A 22962-nucleotide genomic window follows, 5' to 3' on the forward strand; every position below is an offset into this window, starting at 1 on the left:
TGCGATGGTAAATTTTTCCATCATGACGGACAGAAGCGTAGCTAGCGCCCATAGCGCTGAGGAAACAATGCTCCGCCTGCACGAATTCTGCATGGCGCACATCAAAGAAGCAACATCCGCAGCAGAGGTCGAGATAAGAGAAATCCTTCACCTTGAGGCAGATATTACGAGTTGGTTGACCGCACTAGAAAACCAACCCGAGGCTCAACAACTGCGTTCAGCGCACCAAGATTTCGGTCTAGCATTCTACAGTGCGATGAGCGGCCTCTACCGTCAGTCTTTCGCTAGTTTGCGTTCTTTTCTCGAAGTAACTTGTGGTGCCGTATACTTGAGTTCGCTGGAGTTCAAACGGCGACAGTGGGTGAGCGGAAAGCTGGACATAAGCTGGACGTCGATTACTTCAATCGATGAAGGAATATACTCAGTAGCATTTCTGAGAGAGTTCTGCCCAGAAGCCCAACTTGAGCGAGAGCAGTGCGTTGCCGATCTGAAGAGATCTTACAGGCGGTGCTCTGAATACGTCCACGGAAACGTCTCCACGTCACTTCTGCTGCCCACGGAAATCGCATACAGAGATGAGGTACTCAAGGAATGGATCACTGTCGCAAAATCCACACTGATATCAGTAATACACTGCTTCACGGTTCGATACTACAAAGACTTCCGAGATGATCAGCGACAAATTGTCGAGGGCTGCCTGGAAGAGCACTTCGCACACCTCGAATCCGTTAGGACGCTTCTCCAGCTCCCCATAGAGGAATCAAAATGAGCACTAATGAGCTTAGCTTCCGCACGGAAGATCTGACGCTTGAAGAGGTCGATAACTACTTCGTTGAAACTCCATTCGATCGCCAAGTTATCAATACACTCAAGAGCAAGAAGACGGTAGTACTGCAGGGTGCCCGAGGCGTTGGTAAATCATTCCTATTTAAAGTCGCCCAGAAAGAAGCCGATGATGAATTCGATAGAAATCGCATCCTGGCTGTCTACGTCACTTTCAACAAGGCCAGCCTTCTCCAGACCTCAGAAGCTGATCGATTCAAACATTGGATGCTTGCGAAGATTTGTAATCGCATAATACGCGAGGCCCGCAAGAAGGGCGCAATCCGCCCAAGTAGTTCAATCTTCTCTACGCTTTCACGCGATGGAAATGACGAAGCGACCGAGATCAGGCTGCAGAAACTAGAACATGAACTCGAAGACGCTTGGAAGACTACGGAAACAACGCCCTCTGTCGACTCAAAAATCGACCCCGAGATGATTAAAGATGCCGTGGAAGATTTGTGTGAGCAGGCGCAGGTACGCCGTATAATACTACTTGTTGATGAGGCTGCTCATGTCTTCATACCTGAGCAACAGCGGCAGTTCTTTACTCTAATGCGCGATCTTCGGAGCCCGTACCTCTCCATTAAGGCTGCCGTCTACCCTGGAGTGACTTACTTCGGAGATTCATTTCAACTCAGCCACGACGCAGAAATGATTAATGTAAATCGAGATATCCTCGGCGTGAACTACCTGGGCTCGATGCGGGATATCGTAACCAGGCAGGATCCCGGCCTGGAAGCCCAGATCAACAGGTACGGAGAAGCATTCGACTCGCTCGCCTTCGCAGCAAGCGGAAACCCTCGCGTTCTACTCAAGACGGTGTCCGCAGCGGCACCATTTAACAACGCCAACGTTCAGCGCGTAATGCGAGAATATTACAGAGAAATAATTTGGGCTGAACACTCCTCATTGGGTGACCGGTATATCGGCCATCGCGAAGTAATAGACTGGGGTCGAAGTTTCGTTCAGTCACATGTCATACCGGCACTCCGTAAGCCTCGAAATCAGGATAGAGATAGCGACAAGCGGATCTTCATCTGGATCCACCGCGACGCACCCGCTGCAGTAAAGGAAGCCCTTCGCCTACTGTGTTACAGCGGCATCTTGCACGAAGCGGGCAGCGGACTGGTGGCTACACGTGGGCTTACCGGTACACGCTACATGCTAAATATAGGCACCAGAACTGGCCCTGAGGCTGACCCAGTATCCAGTACTACCTGGCTACGGAAGTCCATTTCAATTAAAAGGATGGTTGAATTCGGGGCCAACCACGATTTGTACGAGAGCATTGCTCGACTTAACGTGGAGAGGATGGATGAAGGAAGGAAGGTCCTCCTAAAGTCGCAACTAAACAGATCAGTGGATGATTTGGATCTCACCGCATTCGCTAAAGGACGACTTAGGGACCTTGGGTTCAACACCGTAGGGAAAATCCTTGCTGCGTCCGAAAAGGATTTTCAGCAAGCAAAATGGGTGGGGCCCGTACGGTCTCGCCAGATGATGAACGTGGCTACTACCGCAGTACTGGAGTACCTATCCGGATGAAATCCGAGACGCCGCGATAAAGGTAAATTCATGGGGCCCGATCCAGTTCCGTCGCCGGTCAATCATGATCAGGGCCGGACCATCACTTGAGCACTGACGAATATGCCATGCCGCTCGCGATTCTGCTGACCGGTGCCAGGCGTAACGATGTCGCCCAGTTGATACCGCTCCTCGATGCGATCGTGTCGGTCAGCGTCCGGGTGGGTCGTGCGCGTCGCAAGCCCAACCCCCCAGATCGCGACTACGACAAGGACATAGACCGCGACGAGATCCACGATCGTGGCAACGGGCCCACCGTGGCGCCCGCCACGACACTGGGCTCGGTACTTACCGGTGCGTGGTCAGCAGACCTTCGCCCTAGCGGCACGGCTTCCGGCGGCTACGCCTGCGCTGGGAGCAGTTGGCCGGCACCACGAGATGTCCTCAAAACATCGTCTACTGATGCATGTCAACGGCCGGTCTGCAAGGACAGGTTCGGCGCGACAAACTGGTGCGGCCTCATGCCTAAGAGCTCGTAACACGATCATGAGCGGGCCTTCTTGAGGCGCCTCCAGCAGATGAGGCTGCAGGCGAGGGAGACGAAGGCATCGTGGAGTTCGGTGCGGCGTTCCCAGCGGACGGCAAGGCGCTTGAACTGGTGGAGCAGGGCGAAGGTCTGCTCGACGACGTAGCGGAGCTTGCCGATGCCCTTGATGTCGAGTGATCCCTTGCGGGAGATTACGGGCAGGATCCGTCGGCGACGGAGCTCGTCGCGGTTCGGGTTGGAGTCGTAGCCCTTGTCGCCGAGCAGGGCTTCAGGGCGGCGGCGTGGACGTCCGGGACGGCCGGCGACGGGTGGGATGCCGTCGACCAGGGCGAGGGTCTGGGTGACGCCGTTGACGTTGGCCGCTGTCGTGATGACTTTGAGGGGGGGTGCCGCGTCCGTCGCAGATCAGGTGGTGCTTGCTGCCCGTTTTCCGCCGGTCCACCGGCGACGGGCCGGTGTGGGCTCCCCTTTTTTCGCGCGGATGTGGGAGCCGACCACGCAGGCCCGGGACCAGTCGAGTTCGCCGGCCGCGTTGAGTTCGGCGAGAAGGATGCGGTGCAGCTGGTCGAAGACTCCGGCCTGCTGCCAGCGGTCCAGGCGCCGCCAGCAGGTCTGTCCTGAGCCGAATCCCAGCTCCGGCGGCAGCAGTTGCCAGGCTATGTCGTTGTGGAGCACGAACAGGATGCTCTGCAGGCACAACCGGTCCGGCACCGGCTGCGGGCCCGGCGACCGCCCGGGCCAGGGCGGCAGCAGCGGCGCGATCAGTGTCCACAAGTCGTCGTCCACGATCCACGGCCGAGTACTCACACTCCACTCCACGAACGGCCGAATCGCCCAACCGGTCACGCCCGACCAGCAGATCTCAACTAGATCCTGTTACGAGCTCTAAGCGTTTCCCGTAAGCGATCCTGGAGCGGGCTCGGGCATGGTGGACTGCTGTGCAGCCGGGTGGTCTGTCCGGCGATGGCCAGGTTGTGCAGGCGGGCGATGCCGAGCACGGCGTGGTGGACGCCGTCGCCTTTGAGGCGGCAGTCGCGGAGGATCTTCCAGGTCTTCATCCGGGCGAAGACGTGCTCGACGCGGGCGCGGACCTGCTTGTGGGACTTGTTGTGGGCCTGCTTCCGTGCTGGTAACTCCTCGCCTTGCGGCGCCGGTGGCGTATGACGAGTCCGGTGCCTGGATATCCACCGTCGGCGATCGTCGTGGTCGTGCCGATGGCGGCCCTTTGCGTCGGACTCTTCCCACGCCTTGCAGTCGTTGCGGTTGCCGGGCAGGGGCTGGCCAACCACGACCACAAGGTGGGTGTCGGCGTCCATGACGGCCTGGTGGTTGGTGGAGTACCGGTAGTTCTTCGACTGCCCGGGGACAGCGTGGTCGCGAGCGGGGACCAGGGTGCCGTCCACGACCAGGTCGGTGCCCCTGGCGAACCGCTTGCGAGGCTGGAGGGCGAGCAACGGACCAAGGTGCTCGATGATCCGGCCCGCCTCCGACTTGGACGCCCCGAACAACGGGCCCAGTTGGCGCGCGGTCAGGTTCGTGCGCCAGTAGACGGCGACGAGCAAGGCCCGGTTTTCCAGCGGTAGACCTCACGTCCGGCCCCTGCGGGCCGCATGCGCGCCCGCACGCCGCAGGACCGTCACCAACATCCCGAACAGGCGCGGGCTCAGCCCGGCCAAACGGGCCTGTCCAAGACGACTCCACCGCCGTGATCACACCAGCCACGACGAGATCATTTCAGTTGCAGCAGCCCTCTCCTCAAGCCGATCCTGTGGGTCCGGACCATGCATGGGGAGGACACGTGGGAATCGCTCTGTTCCCAGGAGACGACGACACCAGCAGCCCCGACGTGTCTTGGTCCTACACCGGCTTCGATGTGTTCCGGCAGTGGTTAGCGCAGACCGAAGGTTTCGCACTGGATGAGATGCACGGCTTTGGTGGCAGTCGACCCTGGAACGACGTCTCCACCGCCCTCGCACCGCTCCTCAACCATCCCGACGACGACGGCCCCGACCTCTCGCCGACTCAGTGCGCCGCACTCCTGCCCCGCTTGCAGGAGATCGCCGACCGACCGCAACAGGACGGCACCGACCCTCTCCTTCAACGGCACATCGACGATGCCCGCCAGCTGGCGGTCGTCCTACAGCTCTGCATCGAAAAGGACATCGATCTCCTCTTCGGCTGAGGCGGGCCAGCGCTACCGGCTTACAGCGAACAGCAGTTGCGGGACATCGCATACTGCTCGCAGTCGTCACCATCAACCGTCGGCTGTTGGATGACAGACTCCTGACCTGGTCTAGAACGCTAGGAGCGCCACCACCGACGGCCCGCCGCGTTGCGTTAGCAGTGGTAACTTTTTGCCGCGATATGGCATGGGAAGCGTACGAGCGCCTGCGTCCGTGCCTCTACGACTGCCATGCGGGCTTCGCGCTCTGCCTCGTCGGTGTGGGTGGACTGGGCCGTCGCTTGGCCGGGCCACTTGCGGTAGAGCAGGCCGTATTCGCGGGTGAAGTAGCCGCGGCTCACGACGTTCAGGGCGAGGAGGAGGCCCGTGTCCTCGGAGGCGGGGAGGGCCATCCAGCCGCCTAGGGCCAAGAGGAGGTCGCGGCGGACGAAGAGGGTCGCGGGGTGGACCTGCGCGCGGAAGTTGTGGGCTTTCCAGTGGTCGAAGACGGCGCCGCGTTCGATGGGGCCGTCGGCGGGGTCCTGGTCGAAGCCGGCGGTGGAGCCGTCGGGGAGGAGGTCCAGGACGCGGGAGGTGGTCCAGCCAAGGGTGGCGTCGGCTTCGAGGAGGGCCAGGTCGCGGGCGAGGGCGCCGGGCGTCAACTGGTCGTCAGCGTCGAGGACTTTGACGTAGTCGCCGCCCGCGTGGGCCATCGCCATCATGCGCGCGACGCCGGGACCGCCAGGGCGCCCCTGGCCGAAAGTCACGCGCGGGTCGTCAGGTACGAACGGGGCGACCGTGTCGCCCTTGCCGTCCTCCTGGATGATCCAGTGCCAGTCCCAGCCGTCGGGGAGTTCCTGGGCGACGAGGGACTTGTACGCGTCCGCGAGATACGGCGCGGCCGGTTCGTGGACGGCGGTGATGACGTCGATGGTGCGCCGGGTCACGGCGTTCACCACCTTTCCAAGTGGGTGGTGAAGAGCATTTCCGTGCGGTCACCGGGCAGCGTCACATCGGAGATTTCGACCGGGCGGCCGTCGATGTCGTACGAGGTCTTGCGGAGGACGAGGACGGAAGTCCCCGGTGGCAACCCCAGCTCCTCCGCTTCCTCAGCGGTCGGCGGGCGTGCGGTGACGCGCTCTTCGATCCGGCCCAGCTCGATCCCGACGGTGAAAAGCTGGTTCTGTGTGCCCCCGGGCCACGGCTCCTTGGTGTCGTCCAGGAGATCGGGGTTCTCCGCGATCACGTCGCGGACAAGGTAGGACCGTACGAGATTGAACGGCGCGCTCTCCGCCCGATACCGAGTGCGGTACGTGCGCTCCAGGAGCGCGGTCCCGACCGGGACACCGAACGCTTCGGCGATCTCCTCCTCCGCCTTGATCTCGCGGTACGCGGCGTAGAAGACGAGGTCGTTCAGTTCGAGACCGGTGTCGCGCTCGGTCGAACCGGTCTGTGCCCGCAGGGGCTCGGCCTCACGGGCCCGGTCCTTCTCCCATTGGTGGCGGCCGTTGGTGCGCTGAACGAGGGTGCGGGGGCGGCGGACGAAGTTGCCGCGACCGTGCACCTTCTCGATCAGGCCCTCGGCCTGAAGCAGGCCGAGAGCCTGCCGAAGGGTCGGAAGGCTCTTTTCGTAGCGCTCGACGAGCTTGGTCTCGGAGGGCAGTTGGTCGCCAGGAGCTAGCTCACCTGCGCGGATGAGCTGACGGAGATCGTCAGCGATCCGCTCGTATGCCTTGGCCATGGGGCCTCACCGTCCTGATCCGTTAGCAGCCCCAGGATACAAGTCATCAAGAGGTCTTGACGAGTGAGTGATTCATGCCTCATATTCATTCGTACTCCTAAAGAGGACTTGAGGTCAGGTTCTCTTGAGGAGAGCGTGAGAAGGACGCCCGGAGGGCCCCGCGACACGGGTCCGAAGGCAGCGCCGGCTCCTTGAAAACTCCACAGAGCGCCTGAACGAACGAGTGCTTTTGATCCCGGCACAGCGGCCCTGAGCCGCGGTGCCGGAGGTCATGACCACTCGCTCCCAGAGCCGGTGGCAGCAACAGCCGTCGTCAGGTCGCAGACACCGCCGTCGGCTCTCCCAACCCTCAGCCTCAGGAGAGCCATGTGTACGTACGGAGGTCGCGGCGACGTCGTCGGCGACGAATGCGAGTTAGCGGACGCCCCTGACCACTTCCGGGAACTGTTCCTCGGTCCCCCGGACGAGTCGGACGAACAACGCGCCGCCCGTGTGGAGGCGGCCCGCGAAGTGCTCGCGGAACTGCTCGAAGAGGGCGCGTCCGACCACATCGCCAGGGAGGACGCGCTCTGCGCACTGTGGCTCGGCGGCGTCGCGCTGCTGAGGAGCAGTCGCCACACCGTGCGGCCGAGTCGGGTGGGGGAAGCGGCGTGATCGCGGCCCTGCCTCGACCCGTTGCCAGCACGCTCGACGCGGCGTATGTCTGCGCCACACTGGTCGCCGTCGCCCTCGTATGGCTCATCGGACAGAAACGCAGCCGGGGTACTCCCGCCGTCCGGGTCGCCGCCCTCGCGGCGATCGGCTGCACCGCGTACAGCGCCGATACATCCTGGCGCTTCGCCGCCGACTACCTCGACATCGCGGGTACGGTCGAGCGCGCCTCGATGTTCGGCGCCGCCGAACTCGCTCTGTTCGCCACCGCGTTGATGGCCCGGCAGAACCTCAACGGGCCGAACGCGGCGCCGGGCGTTCCCGGAGTCCTGGTGTGGGTCATCACCGGGGTGCAGATCATCCCGGCATACGCCGAATCCGGCCTGGTCGGCGGGACCGTACGCGCCTTCGTCGGCCCGGTGATGGCCGCGATGCTCTGGCACCTCGCCATGGGGATCGAGCTACGGCACCGCAAGCCCGAGGCATCGTCCAACGGCTTCGGCGCCCTGATCGCAAGGGAGTTGCGCGAACGACTCCTCTCTCGTCTCGGCATCGCCGAGGGGCAGCGGGACGCGGCGCAGATCACCCGCGACCGGGCCACCGTACGAGCTGTCGCTCTTGCGGCCCGTCTCGCGGAAATGAACCCCGCCCGGCGGGGCAAGCGGCGCGGGCGGCGGATCGCACGTCGGCTCTCCGTCGCGGTCGCCAAGTCCTCGGTCGGCAACGACCGCGAGCAGCGCCGCGTACTGCTCGACCAGCTCGCCGCGCGGCGGAACGCTACGGCGCTGGCTACCATCGCGCTGCCGTCGCCGTGGGATGAACGTTCACCCGACCCCGCAGCGTCCGCCCTCGCCGCACACACCCGCGCCCAGATGGCTCGGGCCACCGCGAGCATCCGGCGTTACCCGCGCACGCTGTTCACCGACCTTCCGCCGATGGACAACGCGAACGACGGCGGCCGATCACCTGAACGCACGCCCGCCAAGCTCGGCACCGCCGAGGCCATGGCGGCCATCGAGCGCGGTTGGGCCGACGGTCTCAGCGTCCGCGAAACGGCGCGGCGGGCGACACGGGCGCCGAGCTACGTACACGGAGTGTTCGTACGGCTCGACGCAGAACGCGGTCCCCGTCCAGTGAACGGCCCGGCCGGATCAGCGCGTACGGCGAAGCAGCCTTGACGGCTCGCCGCTCAATCCCAACACCGGGGCCCGGCCGCTGCTTTGGCGGGTAGGGCCAGGCCCCGGCATTCCCTCCCAACCAGGAAAGGAATCGCCAGTGAACCACGACAAGCAAGACCCGGGGCGGGCGCCGTTACCGCTTGCCCCGGAAGAGACGGCAGATCCTGATGGGTCGATCGAAGTCGACAAGCCCCGCGGCCCGAGTGGCCCTGGGCTGATCGATCGCGTACGCGGAGCGAGGCGACGGCCGGTCGTCCCGGCGTGGGCGCGGTCGCGACGTGAGTTCGAGTCGGCGGCGCACGGCGTCGCCGTGTACGCCGGACACGTCAGCGCGTATCACGCGGTTCGTACGCCTTGGTACGCGCTGCGTCTTACACTCCGCGCGCCTCGGGGCGCCGCCCGTTTCGTCGGCGGATCACTGCGGTGGCTGGTCGACGCCGAGGGCGAGCCGCTGCGGCAGGCAGCGGCCACGCGCGGGGACGTCGAGGAGTACCTGAAGCTCTCGCGGCAGCGTGACCGGCGTGTGCGGTGGCGTGCGGTTGTCGGCATCGTCGCTTCGGTCGTCGGGCCGGTCGTCGCCCTCGGGTCGTACGTCCTGGCACCGGGCTGGCTGGTCGCGATGTCATGTGGGGTGGCCACCGCGGCTCTGGGGCGGCTCGGCCAACCGGCAGATGATCCTGTTATCCACAGGGCTGTGGAGATTCCCAAGGCCACGAAGCTGACGAGTGACATCGTGCTGCGGGCCCTCGGAGCGCTCGGCATTCCCGCGATCAACCAGGCGCAGGCCAAGGGCGGTCCGGGGTTCTTCTTCACCGCGCCCATCACCCGCGACGGCTCCGGCTGGCTCGCCGAGGGCGACCTCCCGTACGGCGTCACCGTCACCGACGTCATCGACCGCCGCGAGCGGCTGGCCTCCGGGCTACGGCGCCCGCTCGGCTGCGTATGGCCGGAAGCGGTGCCGGACGAGCACACCGGGCGGTTGCGATTGTGGGTCGGCGATCAGGACATGTCGCAGACGAAGCAGCCGAAGTGGCCACTGCTTGACCTCAAGCCGCTCGACCTCTTCAAAGCGCAGCCGTTCGCCACCGATCAGCGCGGGCGGTGGGTGCTGACGTCGTTGATGTACGTCTCCGGGATCGTCGGCGCCGTGCCCAGGATGGGCAAGACCTTCCTACTACGGCTCTTGCTCCTGATCGCGTGCATGGACCTGCGCGCGGAGATCCACGCGTACGACCTCAAGGGGACAGGCGATCTGTCGACCGTCGGTCGCGTAGCCCACCGCTACCGGGCGGGCGAGGAGGACGAGGACATCGCGTACGCACTCGCCGATCTCCGCGAGCTGCGCGCCGAGTTGAGGCGACGGGCGAAGGTCCTTCGCGAACTGCCCAAGGATCTCTGTCCCGAGTCCAAGGTCACGTCCACGCTGGCGGACATGAGGAAGCTCGGCCTGCGCCCGATCGTCGTGGGCGTCGACGAGTGCCAGAAGTGGTTCGAACACCCCACGTACGGAGCTGAGTTCGAGGAGCAATGCACCGACCTCGTCAAGCGCGGCCCCGCACTCGGGATGACGTTGCTGCTCGCCACACAGCGGCCCGACTCCAAGTCACTGCCGACCGGCATCTCCGCGAACGCCACGCTGCGTTGGTGCCTGAAGGTCATGGGCCAGATCGAGAACGACATGGTGCTCGGCACTGGCTCGTACAAGCGCGGCATCCGCGCGAATCTGCTGGCCTGGGCCGACAAGGGCATCGCGTGGTTCGTCGGCGAGGGCTCGGACGCACGGATTGTGCGCTCCGTCTATCTCGACGCGCCCACGGCTGACGCGCTCGCGCTGCGCCTGTACGAACTGCGCAAGGCGGCGGGGCGCCTCACCGGGCACGCCCTCGGCGAGGAACCCGAGGGCGGAGCTTCCCCCTCGTACGACCTGCTCGCCGATCTACTCACGGCCATCCCGGCCGGGACGTCGAAGACGTGGAGCGAGGACATCATCGCCCGCCTCGCCGAACTCCGGCCCGACGTCTACAGCGAGTGGAGCCCTGAGCAACTGGCCTCCGCCGTAAAGCCGTACGGCATCCGCACCGTACAGGTGTGGGGGACGACGGAGGACGGCAAGGGCGCCAACCGGCGCGGCCTGCGCCGAGTCGACGTGGTTACCGCACTTGACCGACGTGACGGCAGGAAAGCGGCGTGAGCGGCACGCGCGTTCAGCGAAAACGTATGTCCACGTCCTGGACCTCGAAGATCTCCAGGAGTACGTCGAACCATCCGATGTAGCCGACGGGAACGATCCGTTGAAGCGCTGATACGGACGTGGCGCTGTCGTTCCATACGAGGGTGAAGGGCGTGCTCGCGCCCCAACGGCCACGGAGACAGTCGTCGATGGCGCTGAGATTCCAACCGAAGTAGCCACCAGGACCGTTCACTGCCTCGCCCAGAGCGCAGTAGAAGCTGTACTCGTCCGTGACGTGGCTGCCGTCGAGTTCGTAGACGGTCCCGGCCGGGCGGTCGATATCCGGGCGGACCGACCGCTTGAGCGCCACGGACATCCAGGCGTGACGGCCGTCGCGGTCGAGGTCGTGCCACATGCCCGTACGGGTCAGAACACCGGTCCGGACCAGATGCCAGGGCCACTCGGCCTGTGCGAGAAGCGCTTCGCACCACAGGCTCACCGTCAGGTCACAGCGGTCGCTTCCGTAGCGGACCGAGGGCCTGCGGTCCTCGACCGTCAGCCAGTTGACGAAGTACGAGCCCAGCCGTCGGCCCGAGCGCTCGTCCAGGAAAGCGAGATCGGCGTTGCCCGCTTGCGCGCGCTTGGTGCCGACGCGGTCAACTGCCCTCAGCAGAGCGCCTCGCGGGTCACAGCCCAGCAGCTCCACCCGCCGTCGCCCTTCGTCGTCCAGCGGTACGAACAGCCCGGTCGCGTCCTGGACGTAACCCCAGAAGTCGTCCGGTTCTTCGTCGCTTGTCAGCGCGTACCGCGCTCCCGCCGCATCGCTCGAAGTGCCCATCGTTCCCCCTGATCGCCCGCGCGATCCTACGCGGCAGCCAGCATCTCGCGCCCGGTAATCCTCCCGGGCCTGGCTAGCACCGCACCCCGCTAGATCTAGTACCCCCGCTAGCGCCCCACAGGTCTTCTGACCTGGCATCTAGCCGCTAGCAGCCCACTCTCCGCATGCCCTGATTCCGCCCTGGAAGGGGTTTCCATGCCTTCGCTCGTCAGCGCTATAGCGCTCATCGTCATCGCGGTTCTCTGCTACGCCGCGTTGTGCGCCGCGAGCCCGCTCGGCAGTTGCCGTAAGTGCCGCGGGTTCGGCTTCAAGGTCAAGCAGAATCGGCGCGGCCGGATCGTGCGCGGACGGGAGTGCCGTCGCTGCCGCGGATACGGCCAACGGATCCGTGTAGGACGTCACCTCTACAACGTGGCCACTCGCCTGCACCGCGAGGGGGTCCGCTGATGGCCTTCAGTATTTCCGCCCTCGCGCTGTTCGGCGTCCTGCTGGCCCTGCTCATGCGCTACCGCGCGGTCGGCGCCGGGGCCGCCGTCGTCGCCCTGCTCTTCGGCTTCTATCTCGCACGCAGCAGCGCCGCGCCCTCGATCGACCAGATCATGTCCGCGCTCAGGGACGCGATCCCCAACTCCGGCAAGTAGCCGTCAAGTGACCTCGTAAGGAGGCAACTTCATGTGCACGCCCGCACTCGCGGCATCCCAGCCGCGCATCTCCCTCATGGCCATCAGCGAACTCCGCGACGTCCTCACCGCCCTCGAACTCGGCCAGGGCCCCACCGCGGTCGCCGGACTCATGGCCATCGACCCCGAGTCCTGGCAGGCCATCGAGCAGCGGCTCGCGGCCGTCGGCGGCGACCTGCGCACGGTCCTCCAGGCTGCGTCCGTCGGCGCCCCGGTCCTCCCGCACCTGACCTGACGGCCTGACGGTCCCCCGTGCGAGCCCAACCCCCCATCCATAGACGGAGGTTGGGCTCGCGCGGAGGACCGGACAGCCCGCCCGGCCCGCCCAACGGAGGAACCCCATGCCCGACATCGCCCCGGACTGGCACCTCAGCCTGACCGACAGCGTGTACGCCCTCGGCGCAGCCGCCCGTGAACTGCGCACCGCCCACAGCCACGCCCGCCACGCCGCGTGGACCGCTGACCCCGCCCGTATCGTCCCCGTGGTGGGCATGCTCACCGTCCCCGGCGCCGAACCCGTCCGCCCGCACGACGAAGCGCTCTGGCAGCTCAGCGACCTCTACATGGTCCTGGAGCACCACACGCACGAGCTGTACGAGAACGCCGCCCTCGGCTACGCGCACGGCGCCGCCTCGGCCGTCGCCGCCGTCCTGCGCAACGAGCGGCCCCGGCACGTCGAACTCCCCCGCGACCGCCACGGCAACTACACCGTGACCGCCGACGGCCTCCCCGACGTCAGCCCGTCCCTCACCCGCGACGCCGGCAGCACCGAACTCGCCGACCTCCGCGCCCGGCTCATCGCGTGCGAACCCGACGACGAGGAAGCGGAGTTCACCGCCGACCTCGCCGACGCCGCGTACGTCTACGGCGAGCGTGCCGAGCGCACCCTCCAGCACCTCATCCGCTTCGCGGACGCCCACGGCTTCCTCCAGGCGGGCTGACCGTGGCCCACACCCGCCCCCTGAACGCCCACATGATCCACTCCTGGGACGGCGCCGCATGGGAGGTCTTCGTCGCCGAGCCCGACGAATCCCGCTGGGCGCACATCCCGTTCCCGGTCGGCGACGGCGTCCCCACCGTCAGCGCCCGCACCGCCGCGCTGCGCGCCCTCGGCTACGCGCCCCTCACCGCCGACACCGCCTGGGAGTGGATGGAGACCTTCTTCGAGGGCGACCCCGAAGGCACCGTCTCCCTGATCGCCAGCATCAAGGTCGCCCCGGCCACGCCGACCGACGACCCCACCGACACCTGACTCCGCCCGGGGCAGCGGCCAATCCGCCAAGAACACCCGCTGCCCCGGCCCTCCCATCCCGAACACGACACAGGAGGAACCCCAGCATGCCCCACAGCTCGCCGCCCTCGCAGCGCGGCAGCCGAAGGCCGGGCAGCACAAGGACCCCCGCCCGGCACCCGCGCCTCAAACTCCCGGACGTTCTGGACGAGATCGGCATGTCCCGATCCGCCTTCTACCGGATGCGGGCGCGTGGCAAGGCGCCGCGCTGCGTCCGGCTCCCCAACGGACAGATCCGCGTACGCCGAAGCGACCTCGACACGTGGTGGGCGAGCAACTGCCAGGACCTGTCCGACTAATCCCGGATCCCGGGTGCGCGCCCTGTGCAGGGCGCGCACTCGCCCGGAGGTGGTCACATGCTGACCTACGACGTGCGGATCTGGAGTGTCCGGAGCCGCCCGAGCAAGAGTTCACCCTTCCAACTGCGTTGGCGCGTAGGGACGCAGATCCACTACGACGTCTTCGCCAATTTCGCCCTGGCTGATGGACGGCGCTCCGAGTTAATGTCCGCGGTCCGCAAGGGCGAGCAGTTCGACTCGGAGTCGGGACTGCCCGCGAGTGAGCTGCGCGAGCGAAAGTCGCCGAGTTGGTATGAGCACGCGTGCGCGTACGCCCTGATGAAGTGGCCGCGAGCCGCAGCCAAGCACCGCGCGGGTATTGCGGAGGCGCTGACGACCGTGACGCTCGTTCTCGTCTCCTCCGGCAAGGCGAAGCCGGATCGAGCGCTGCTCCGAAGGACGTTGCGCACATGGGCCTTCCAAATGGAGCGAACCGAGGGCGGCGTGGTCGCGCGTAAGGACGCCCGGACGATGTCTGACGAAGAGTCGGCGGCTCTGGCTTGGGTCGCCAGAAACTCGCTCAAGATGTCGGAGCTGGGCACTTCGGAGAGGATGCGCGCGGCACTCACCGCACTGTCGCTCAAGCTCGACGGCACTGCTGCCGCCGACAACACGTTCCGCCGCAAGCGGACCACCTTCAACAACGCGCTCCGATACGCCGTCGAACGCGACCTCCTCACGGCGAATCCCCTTTCGCGCATCGACTGGGAACCGCCTGACACCGACGACGAGGTCGACTTCCGTTATGTACCCGACCCCGGCCTTGCCCGAGCGCTGATCCAGGCCGTCCGTTTGCAAGGCGTCCGGGGCGAGCACCTGGAGGCGTTCTTCGGCTGCATCTATTACGCCGCTACGCGGCCTTCCGAGGCTGCCGCACTCGGCGAAACAGGGTGCGTGCTTCCGGACGAGGAGGACGAAGAAGCCTGGGGCGAACTCATCCTGTCCGAGTCCCGGCCAGAAGTCGGGTCGGGCTGGACCGACGATGGGCAGCCGTTCGAGAAGCGGGGGCTCAAACGCCGTGCTCGCAAGGCGACCAGATCAGTGCCCATCCCGCCTGTCTTCGTCCGCATGCTCCGCGAGCACATCAGGACGTACGGCACCGCGCCCGACGGTCGGCTCTTCCGCGCCGTAGGCGGGGGCCGCGTCCGTTCCACCGAGTACACCGAGGTGTGGCAGGCGGCACGGGAAGAAGTGCTCTCCGCAGAGGAGTTGAAGACGCCGCTTGCCGATGTGCCGTACTGCCTGCGTCAGGCGGGCATTTCACTATGGATCAAAGCGGGAGTGGACCCGGTGGAGGCGGCCATGCGGGCTGGGCACAGCGTCGCTGTCCTCTTCCGGTTCTACGCGAAGATCCTCCGCGGGGTTCAGGACCGGGCCAACGAGCTGATCAGTCAGGCCCTCGCCGACCAGGAGGGATAGCGGAGTGTAGCTTCGGGCCATGGCCACGGAACCTGACCACAGGTTGACCACACGCGCTGGTCATCGGTGGGAATCGGTGGCACACGAGTGAGACGCACAACAGGTGGGGCCGGCTCTCGATTGCATCGAGACCCGGCCCCACCTGTGTGTTCGCTGCCTACCGCGGAGGCTGTGGGATTTGAACCCACGGTGACATCGCTGCCACGACGGTTTTCAAGACCGTTCCCTTAGGCCGCTCGGGCAAGCCTCCTGGCGCGGGGCGCGGGGACAGCTTAGTGGGTGGGGGGCTAGTTGCTGTCGCCGGTGCGCTGGCCGAGGGTGACGGTGGTGGTGTGGGAGGTGCCGTTGCGGGTGTAGGTGATGGTGGCCTTGTCGCCGGGGGAGTGCTGCCAGATCTCGCCGATGAGGGTCTGGCCGCTGTCGATGAGGGTGTCGTCGAAGCGGGTGATGACGTCGCCGGGCTTGAGGCCGGCGTTGGCGCCGGGGCCGCCGGAGGTGATGGCGGTGTGGGAGTCGGTGGAGATCTTGGCGCCGTCGCCCTGGTACTGGGTGTCGAGGCTGACGCCGATCACCGGGTAGACGGGCTGGCCGGTCTTGATGAGTTGGTCCGCGACGCGCTTGGCCTGGTTGATGGGGATGGCGAAGCCGAGGCCGACGCTGCCGCCCTGGGTGCCGGGGTCGCTGTTGCCCGCGGGCTGGATCGCGGAGTTGATGCCGATGACGGCGCCGTTGGCGTTGAGGAGGGGACCGCCGGAGTTGCCGGGGTTGATCGAGGCGTCGGTCTGGATCGCGCTCATGTAGGAGGCGCTGCTGCCCTGGCCGTCGCTGGAGGCGACGGGGCGGTGGACGGCGCTGACGATGCCGGTGGTGACCGTGCCGGAGAGGCCGAAGGGGGCGCCGATGGCGATGGTGGCGTCGCCGACCTGCGCCTGGTCGGAGTTGCCGAGCGGCAGCGGGGTGAGCTTGACGCCGCTGGCGTTCTTCAGCTTGATGACGGCCACGTCGTAGCCCTGGGCGCGGCCGATGACGGCCGCGTCGTACGTCTTGCCGTTGGAGAAGGTGACGGTGAGCTTGCCGCCGCTGGCCGCCGGGGCGACCACGTGGTTGTTGGTGAGGATGTGGCCCTCGGTGTCGTAGACGAAACCGGTGCCGGTGCCGCTCTCCTGGCTGCCGCTGGCCTTGATGGTGACGACGCTCGGCAGCGCCTTGTTGGCGATGCCCGCCACCGAGGTCGGGGCGCGGTTGAACGCCTTCTGGCTGCCGGAGTCGGAGACGGTGGTCGAGGAGGTGGAGCTCGACTTGTCGTTGTGGTCGGCGATCGCGTAGCCGACGCCTCCGCCGACGCCGCCCGCGACCAGCGCGGCCACCAGGACGGCGGCGACCATGCCGCCGATGCCGCCGCGGCGCTTGCGGCCGTCGTTCGGCGGCGGGGGAACGTGCGTGCCCCAGGCCGGCGGCAGACCGCCGGGGCCGCCGGGCTGGCCGGTGCCGGGCGCGTTCGCCGCGCCGTAGGGGGACGACGGCGCGGCGAACGGGTCGTGCGGCCCGCCACCGTGGCCGGACCCGCCATGACCCGACCCACCGTGGCCCGACCCCGCGCCATGCTCCGTACCCGACGCGGCCGACGTACCCGACGTACCGAACGCGCCCGACCCCGCGGGCGGCTGCTCCGCTGCGAACACCGCGGCAGGCGGCGTCCCGTACGGCGAAGGCGGCCCACTCGGCGGACCGTAAGGCGAGGGCGAGGGCGCGGGCGAGGGCGAAGGCGCGGGCGAAGAGGAAGAGGAAGGCGACGAGTACGGGTCGGCCGGGGCCCGGTACGGATCCGCAGGCGGCACCGGAGCCGCGTCCCGTACCTCCGGCAGGATCTCCGTACGCGACTCGCCGTCCGCGGACGCCGGGGGAGCGGCGGGCGCGGGCGGGGCGGCCGGAGGGGCCGTCGGAGGAGCGGTCGGCGGGGCGAGCGGCGGAGCGGCAGGACGTACGGGGGCCTGGGCCGCCGAGGCACCGTCGGGCGCGGGCGCTGCCGACTCCGCAGCCGAGCCGGAGCCGGCTTCGTTCTCGGTGCTCACAGCGATTCTCCTCAGGGTCGGGACAGGTTCTGAACAGGATTCCGAACCGGGTGCGGAACAAGGTGGTGGGCCGAACACAGCATTTCCCACAGCGTGTCGGACCGCCGTAAGCGGTAGCTGTGCATCTTCGCGTACCCGTCGTACGGCCGTGTTACCGGGCCGCCGGGGAGACGGTGGCACCATGACACGGTGACTGACGCGCGCGCGGTCCCGGAGGCGTTTCCGGACGGGCGACCTGTCCAGGTCGTCGCCCATAGAGGCGCCTCCGCGGACGTACCAGAACATACGCTCGCCGCGTACCGGAAAGCCATCGCGGACGGGGCCGACGCCCTGGACTGCGACGTCCGGCTGACCGCGGACGGCGAGCTGGTGTGTGTCCACGACCGGCGGGTGGACCGTACGTCGAACGGCCGGGGCGCCGTCTCCTCCCTCGCCCTGGCCGACCTCGCCGCGCTGGACTTCGGCTCGTGGCAGGACGGCCACGGAGGACCTGGCGGCGCCGGAAGCCGGGACCGTCACCCAGGAGACGTCCGTACGAAAGACGCGCATATAAGAGGTGCCCGCGCGGGACGCGTAAAAGAAGAGGACGAAAACGCCGTACGCGAACCCAGCGGCGTCCTCACGCTCCGCCGCCTGCTGGAACTGGTCGCGGACACCGACCGCCGCGTGGAGGTGGCGATCGAGACGAAGCACCCGACGCGGTGGTCGGGCCAGGTCGAGCGGCGGCTGCTCGACCTGTTGCGGCACTTCGGTATGGACCGCCCGGCGCGCGGGGAGCCCGCCCAGGTGCGGGTGATGAGCTTCTGGCCCGGGGCGCTGCGCCGGGTACGGCTGGCCGCGCCCGCGGTCCCCACTGTCTTCCTGGTGCGCCACGCGCTTCCCCCGCGCTGGAACGGGTGGCTGCCGGCGGGCGTCGGCATCGCGGGGCCGAGCATGCGGATCGTGCGCGCCGACCCGGGATACGTGGCGCGTTTGCGCCAGGCGGGGCACCGCGTCCACGTCTGGACGGTGGACGAACCCGCCGATGTCGAGTTGTGCGTACGGCTTGGGGTGGATTCCATCATCACCAACCGCCCGAGTGCGGTTCTGTCCCAACTGGGTCGCTGAAGTTCACAGATGTCCGCAGGCCACAGCAGGAGTCAACACAGAGCAGCCGACATCACCAGGCAACAGCCGTCACAGGGCGTACCCCGGCGCGTTCGTATCGTGTTCGGGCTGCAATTGTGCGTCGTGAATGTGTACGGAGTACGTCAATAGATCGCGGTTGGCTTGTTTCCGGCCGAGTCGCAGAGGGCATCCATCCCGTGGCGCAAGGGCGTGAAGGAGGTCTTGGGGGTGTCGTTGATGGTGGCGCAGGAGGTGCCTACGTCCTCGACCATGGCCCTGCCTCATGGTCCGACCGGCGTCGCGGTGGCGCGCCGGAAACTGCGGAACGAATTGTGCGCGCAGGACGTGCCGGAGCCGGTGATCGACGACGCCGTCCTCATCCTGTCGGAGCTGCTGAGCAACTCCTTCCGGCACGCGCGTCCTTTGGAGACGCACGAGGCCGGGGGCGGCGGTGACGCCGGTGGCGCACGGTCCGCCAGAGACACTCCCCGTACGGTGAACGACGACTGGACGACCGGCGGCCGTCACGACAGCCCACGGACGGACAGCGGCCGTACGGACGGCGGCCGTACCGACTGCGGCGAGTGCGGGATACGCGCCGCGTGGGCGATAGGCACGGACGGACTCCTCGCGGTCGAGGTGACCGACGGCGGCGGCCCCACCAGACCACGCCCCTCCACCCCCTCCCTGAGCGCGCACGGCGGCCGGGGCCTCGGCATCGTCGGGAGCCTGTCGCTGCGCTGGGGCGTGCGCGACGACGCGCCCGGCGAGGTGACGGTCTGGGCGGTCCTTCCGGTACGCGCCCGGCACGCGCGCCGCGACGACCCGGTGATCGCGGGCGGTACGGGCGGCACGCGCGGCCAGCGGGCCGGCCTCGGCGGAATCGGCGGTACGGGAATCAGTCCGATCGTCGGTGCGGGCGGCGGCCTGCCGATGGGCATGTCGATGGACCTGGCCGAATCGATCGAAGCGTTCGACGGGCTCGGGTCGCTGAACACGGCTTTCGACGCGGTCGACGAACGCGGCTGAGGTCGCGGGCCCGCGCGTAGGGCCGCACAGAGCCTCGCGGGGCACGGCACGCAGGGCGGCCCCGGTGACCTCCCCCGCCCCCTCCGCACGCCTCGCCGTGGTCCGGCGGCGGCCGCGCCGGGCGCTAGGCTCACGGCCGGAACACCGCCGTTACGGGAGAGACCGAGCCATGGCCAAGAAGCGCGCGACCGCGACGAAGACGAAGGTCCCGACGAGCGGAGAGGTCCCGGTGGTCGGCGCGCGCGAGCCCTGCCCCTGCGGCTCGGGCCGCCGGTACAAGGCGTGTCACGGCCGCGAGGCGTCGCACGCGGTGACCGAGCTGGTGCGCCGCCCGTTCGAGGGGCTGCCCGGCGAGTGCGACTGGGTCGCGCTGCGCGAGCTGGTCCCGGCGGCGACCGCCCCGCTCACCCTCAAGGACGCGCTGCCCGACGACGTTCCTTCGGTGACGCTCGGCACCGTGCTGCCGATGGCCTGGCCCGGACTGCGCCGCGACACCGGAGCCGTCCTGCTCGGCCTCCAGAACGAGGCGGCGTCCGGTGACGTCAGCCGCGACCTCGCCGACACGCTGCTGCGCGCGCTCACCGCGGCGCCCGGCAATCCGGTGGACGGCCGCCGCCCGCCGCAGGACGGGCCGCGCCTCCAGGACGTGCTGGACCTCGACGCGCCCTTCACGCCCGAGGTGCACAGCGGCTTCGAGTTCTGGCTGGAGGACGCCGACGCGGCGACCGGCGAGGTGGCCGCGTCACTGGAGCGCGCCAACCAGGCGGCGATCCCGACCGTACGGCTGACCGGCGTGGACGCCGCCTACTGGTGCGAGACGCCGGAGAAGAACCACCTGCGGTGGGTCATGCCGCACCCCGAGGAGGAGTTGCTCGACGCGCTGGCCCGGCTGCACGCCGCCGGGGTGTCGTCGCTGGGTGACGGTACGCGGCTGGTCGGCTCCTTCCGCGCGCACGGGCTCGTGGTGCCGGTGTGGGACCTGCCGGTCGGCATGGGCGCCGACGAGGTGGAGAAGCCCGCCGCCGCCTTCAACGAGCGTCTGGCGGAGACGCTCGCCAAGTCCGGCCCCCTCACCGCCGACGAGCGGCGCGCCCGCAGCGGCTTCACCAACCGCCAGATCACCCTGAGCTGACGTCGGCCGCCTCCGCCTCGCGGCGAGCCATTCCACGGCCTCCAGCCGTACGGGGGGCAGCCGTACGGGGGGCGCACGTCACCCCGGCCGAAGCGCTCCCGCACCTCACCACCCGCCCCGGCGGGGCATTCCGGTTGTCCCCGGACCACCGGGCCGGTGGGGGCGGGCCGCATAGTTCCTCCCCGGCCTTCGGCCGGGAGGTGCCCCCAGCTCCCCTCACGGGGCGCACCGCCTTTCGGCCGGGCGGCGAGCCGATCTTTTAAGGGGCGCGGGGCTGTGCTTGATGTGCGGCTGCCGCCGCGTGGGCGCGCTCAGCCGAAACGCTCCCGCAGGTCACCACCCGCCCCAACGGGACAATCCGGCCGCCCCCCGACCACCCGCCGGTGGAGGGTTGTCCGCGCAGTTCCCCGCGCCCCTGACGGGGCGCACCCACCTTTCGTCCGGACGGGCGGGCCCGATCGCCGCGCTGGCGCAGGGCCTGCCTTTCAGGGGCGCTGGGGGCACCTCCCGGCCGAAGGCTGGGGGAGGAACTGCGCGACAAGCCACGACGCTCCCGCACGTCACCACCCGCCCCGGCGGGGCAATCCGGTGGTCTCCGGACCACCGGGCCGGAGAGGGCTTGTCGCGCCTACGGGGCACGAGCCCTGGCCACGGCGCCGCGCCGGCGCAGGGGGGTGCGCCCGATCCGTTGGTGGGTGGGACCTGCCCGGAGGGGGAGGCCGTGATTCCGGTCACAACTCCCGTTGAATCGCGGCTAATCGGCGCCCCGTCGGCGTCGGGGAATTTGCGAACGGACGAAGTCTTGTTACCGTTTGGGCAGCCCGGTCGCTGGTGCATCCCCCGTCGCCAGCGACCGGGCGTTTCCATGCCCGCGGGGCGCCGGACGGCGCTTTTCGCCATGTGAGGGAGACGACGGCGACGCTTTTCGTCGTACCGGTCGGTAGCGGTTCAGGTGCCTTCGGCCGGCGGCGGAAGCATTCCGTAACCGTCCACGGACGTGGTCCTGGCGTGGGGGGCGCCGAGGCCCGCGTGGCCGGAGTGGCCGCCGTGGCCCGGGTGTTCCGAAGGACCGTCCGTGGCGGCGGCCAGCGGCAGGACGACGGCCAGGGCGGCGACGCTCGCGAGGGCGACCATGCGCAGCCCCGACACATGGTCCTGCGCCACCTGCTGAACGGCCTGCGAATGCGGCTGCGACTGCGACTGTGACTTCGGCTCCATGGGCACGACCCCACCTGCGCTCGACGGTTGCGGTCCGCCGAACGTAGCGCGCGGACCGGGGACTTCGGGAGGATCAGGCGCCGTTCAGCGCAGGGCCGGGGCCCTCGGCTACCCGAACGAGTGACAGAGTGCCCGGCGAACGACACCGCGCCCGCCCTGAACAGCGTTCAGAACAGGCGCGGTGTCAACGCGGCGCATCAATGAGCGCATCGATGAGCGCATCGATAAGGGCATCAATAGGTGAGCCGGTCGCCGTCCGGCGCGGTCTGGCCCGCGCGGACGAGGGCGTCCACGAGGTCGCCGATCCGCGGCAGCCACGGCGCGGCGCCGCCGAGCCCGACCGGCGCGTCGGGCCCCGTCGCCTCGGGCACCGGGGGCCGCACCCAGCGGAGCTGCCCCGCACTGCTGCTCGACGGCGGCAGCGCCACGTATCCGCCGTCGCCGTGGTAGCGCAGCGACGTCGGCACCCAGTCCTGGCTGTCGAGGAGTTCGCCCAGCTCGGCGAGCGAGTAGGGCGCGACGAGGATCACGTACCGGGTGGGGGTGGCGACCACCGGGCCGAGCCGTACACCGAGGCGTTCGATCGCGTCGAGCGCCCGCGTGCCGGCCACCGCGGGCAGGCTCGCCGCGGACACCCGGTCGCCGGTCGCGAGGACCACCGGCGCGTCCGGCCTGCGCGTCCACCACCAGCGCACCATGCGCGGGTCACGGGTGGCGGCCAGGAGTCCCGGCTCGTGCGGATGGGCGCCGGGCACCGGGCAGTTGGGGCGGGCGCAGGCGCACGGCTGCGCGCCGGTCGCCCGCCATGTGCCGCGTTTGTCGTATCCGACACCGGGCACCACACGCCATTGCCACTGCTCAGCGTAGGTGAGCGCCGCGTCACGCAACGCGGTCCGCCCCTTTCGCGGCAGTGAGAGCTTGCGTCGCCTTCCGAGGATCTCGCGCATCAGCGCTCGTTCCTTTCCGTTAACGCCCAGGGATCTGCCCTTGCACACGTATCTGTCGAGCACACCGTTTACGAGGCAGCGCATCACGCCGCCG

The 22962-nt window shown here is 67.9% G+C and carries 22 protein-coding genes, 1 tRNA gene and 1 pseudogene; 15 read left to right on the forward strand and 9 right to left on the reverse strand.

Going from position 1 to position 22962, the window contains the following annotated elements:
- Positions 1-22: 22 nt before the first annotated feature.
- Both ACFZBB_RS13670 and ACFZBB_RS13675 read left to right on the forward strand, forming a co-directional pair.
- Complete coding sequence (locus ACFZBB_RS13670; RefSeq protein WP_391121203.1) at positions 23-769, forward strand: hypothetical protein; 747 nt, start codon at positions 23-25, stop codon at positions 767-769.
- Entirely contained in the window at positions 766-2370 is a 1605-nt protein-coding gene (locus tag ACFZBB_RS13675; protein WP_391121206.1) for a hypothetical protein, read from the forward strand. Before ACFZBB_RS13670 ends, ACFZBB_RS13675 begins: the two co-directional genes overlap by 4 nt.
- A 523-nt stretch (positions 2371-2893) precedes the next feature.
- On the opposite strand, the pseudogene ACFZBB_RS13680 reads toward ACFZBB_RS13675, so the two are convergent.
- Positions 2894-3703 (reverse strand): annotated as a pseudogene (locus ACFZBB_RS13680) (IS5 family transposase).
- A gap of 59 nt (positions 3704-3762) precedes the next feature.
- Positions 3763-4458 carry a transposase gene (locus ACFZBB_RS13685; protein ID WP_391121209.1) on the reverse strand — a complete coding sequence of 232 codons (696 nt, stop codon included), beginning with the start codon at positions 4456-4458 and terminating at the stop codon, positions 3763-3765.
- A 236-nt stretch (positions 4459-4694) separates the two neighbouring features.
- Here ACFZBB_RS13685 and ACFZBB_RS13690 point away from each other — a divergent pair, with 236 nt between their 5' ends.
- Positions 4695-5078, forward strand: coding sequence for a hypothetical protein (locus tag ACFZBB_RS13690; protein ID WP_391121212.1), 384 nt, complete (start codon positions 4695-4697; stop codon positions 5076-5078).
- 155 nt (positions 5079-5233) lie between these two features.
- Here the strand turns inward: ACFZBB_RS13690 and ACFZBB_RS13695 are convergent, their stop codons facing one another.
- Both ACFZBB_RS13695 and ACFZBB_RS13700 read right to left on the reverse strand, forming a co-directional pair.
- The gene (locus ACFZBB_RS13695) at positions 5234-6013 is read right to left on the reverse strand and encodes a glycosyltransferase (RefSeq protein ID WP_391121215.1); all 780 of its coding nucleotides are present in this window, start codon (positions 6011-6013) and stop codon (positions 5234-5236) included.
- The gene (locus tag ACFZBB_RS13700) at positions 6010-6798 is read right to left on the reverse strand and encodes a GntR family transcriptional regulator (protein WP_391121218.1); all 789 of its coding nucleotides are present in this window, start codon (positions 6796-6798) and stop codon (positions 6010-6012) included. Before ACFZBB_RS13700 ends, ACFZBB_RS13695 begins: the two co-directional genes overlap by 4 nt.
- Before the next feature lie 366 nt (positions 6799-7164).
- Here ACFZBB_RS13700 and ACFZBB_RS13705 point away from each other — a divergent pair, with 366 nt between their 5' ends.
- The 3 genes from ACFZBB_RS13705 (at position 7165) to ACFZBB_RS13715 (ending at position 10818) form a co-directional block, all read left to right on the forward strand.
- On the forward strand, positions 7165-7452 hold the full coding sequence (locus ACFZBB_RS13705; protein WP_391121221.1) for a hypothetical protein: 288 nt from the start codon (positions 7165-7167) through the stop codon (positions 7450-7452).
- Complete coding sequence (locus ACFZBB_RS13710; protein WP_391121224.1) at positions 7449-8627, forward strand: hypothetical protein; 1179 nt, start codon at positions 7449-7451, stop codon at positions 8625-8627. The genes ACFZBB_RS13705 and ACFZBB_RS13710 overlap by 4 nt, the downstream gene beginning before the upstream one ends.
- A gap of 97 nt (positions 8628-8724) precedes the next feature.
- Complete coding sequence (locus ACFZBB_RS13715; protein ID WP_391121227.1) at positions 8725-10818, forward strand: cell division protein FtsK; 2094 nt, start codon at positions 8725-8727, stop codon at positions 10816-10818.
- 13 nt (positions 10819-10831) lie between these two features.
- On the opposite strand, the gene ACFZBB_RS13720 is transcribed toward ACFZBB_RS13715, so the two are convergent.
- Positions 10832-11635, reverse strand: a complete 804-nt coding sequence (locus tag ACFZBB_RS13720; RefSeq protein ID WP_391121230.1) for a barstar family protein — start codon at positions 11633-11635, stop codon at positions 10832-10834.
- A gap of 446 nt (positions 11636-12081) precedes the next feature.
- On the opposite strand from ACFZBB_RS13720, the gene ACFZBB_RS13725 reads away from it, so the two are divergent.
- The 6 genes from ACFZBB_RS13725 to ACFZBB_RS13750 all read left to right on the forward strand — a co-directional run bounded on the left by ACFZBB_RS13725 (position 12082) and on the right by ACFZBB_RS13750 (position 15363).
- On the forward strand, positions 12082-12276 hold the full coding sequence (locus ACFZBB_RS13725; RefSeq protein WP_391121232.1) for a hypothetical protein: 195 nt from the start codon (positions 12082-12084) through the stop codon (positions 12274-12276).
- Positions 12277-12307: 31 nt separating this feature from the next.
- Positions 12308-12550, forward strand: a complete 243-nt coding sequence (locus ACFZBB_RS13730) for a hypothetical protein (RefSeq protein WP_391121235.1) — start codon at positions 12308-12310, stop codon at positions 12548-12550.
- Between the two features lie 106 nt (positions 12551-12656).
- Positions 12657-13256: a hypothetical protein gene (locus ACFZBB_RS13735; RefSeq protein ID WP_391121238.1), complete on the forward strand. Its 600-nt coding sequence runs from the start codon at positions 12657-12659 to the stop codon at positions 13254-13256.
- Between the two features lie 2 nt (positions 13257-13258).
- Positions 13259-13567: a DUF6303 family protein gene (locus tag ACFZBB_RS13740; RefSeq protein ID WP_391121241.1), complete on the forward strand. Its 309-nt coding sequence runs from the start codon at positions 13259-13261 to the stop codon at positions 13565-13567.
- Between the two features lie 182 nt (positions 13568-13749).
- Positions 13750-13905 (forward strand): helix-turn-helix domain-containing protein, encoded by a 156-nt coding sequence (locus ACFZBB_RS13745; RefSeq protein ID WP_391122213.1) that lies wholly within the window; start codon positions 13750-13752, stop codon positions 13903-13905.
- Positions 13906-13962: 57 nt separating this feature from the next.
- On the forward strand, positions 13963-15363 hold the full coding sequence (locus ACFZBB_RS13750) for a site-specific integrase (RefSeq protein ID WP_391121244.1): 1401 nt from the start codon (positions 13963-13965) through the stop codon (positions 15361-15363).
- Between the two features lie 163 nt (positions 15364-15526).
- Here ACFZBB_RS13750 and ACFZBB_RS13755 read toward each other — a convergent pair.
- A tRNA-Ser gene (locus ACFZBB_RS13755) sits at positions 15527-15613 on the reverse strand.
- A gap of 37 nt (positions 15614-15650) precedes the next feature.
- On the reverse strand, positions 15651-17045 hold the full coding sequence (locus ACFZBB_RS13760) for a trypsin-like peptidase domain-containing protein (protein WP_391121247.1): 1395 nt from the start codon (positions 17043-17045) through the stop codon (positions 15651-15653).
- A 579-nt stretch (positions 17046-17624) separates the two neighbouring features.
- On the opposite strand from ACFZBB_RS13760, the gene ACFZBB_RS13765 reads away from it, so the two are divergent.
- From ACFZBB_RS13765 to ACFZBB_RS13775, 3 genes are all read left to right on the forward strand, one after another.
- Positions 17625-18542, forward strand: a complete 918-nt coding sequence (locus ACFZBB_RS13765) for a glycerophosphodiester phosphodiesterase family protein (RefSeq protein WP_391121250.1) — start codon at positions 17625-17627, stop codon at positions 18540-18542.
- A gap of 228 nt (positions 18543-18770) precedes the next feature.
- Complete coding sequence (locus ACFZBB_RS13770) at positions 18771-19571, forward strand: ATP-binding protein (RefSeq protein ID WP_391121253.1); 801 nt, start codon at positions 18771-18773, stop codon at positions 19569-19571.
- A 169-nt stretch (positions 19572-19740) separates the two neighbouring features.
- A complete protein-coding gene (locus tag ACFZBB_RS13775) occupies positions 19741-20703 on the forward strand; it encodes a DUF5926 family protein (RefSeq protein ID WP_391121256.1) in 963 nt (320 codons plus the stop codon).
- A 948-nt stretch (positions 20704-21651) separates the two neighbouring features.
- Here ACFZBB_RS13775 and ACFZBB_RS13780 read toward each other — a convergent pair.
- Positions 21652-21921 (reverse strand): hypothetical protein, encoded by a 270-nt coding sequence (locus ACFZBB_RS13780; protein ID WP_391121259.1) that lies wholly within the window; start codon positions 21919-21921, stop codon positions 21652-21654.
- Between the two features lie 233 nt (positions 21922-22154).
- Positions 22155-22868 carry a bifunctional DNA primase/polymerase gene (locus tag ACFZBB_RS13785; protein ID WP_391121262.1) on the reverse strand — a complete coding sequence of 238 codons (714 nt, stop codon included), beginning with the start codon at positions 22866-22868 and terminating at the stop codon, positions 22155-22157.
- Positions 22869-22962: the final 94 nt, after the last annotated feature.

It is taken from the genome of Streptomyces sp. NPDC008139 (assembly GCF_042957025.1).
Lineage (GTDB): Bacteria > Actinomycetota > Actinomycetes > Streptomycetales > Streptomycetaceae > Actinacidiphila.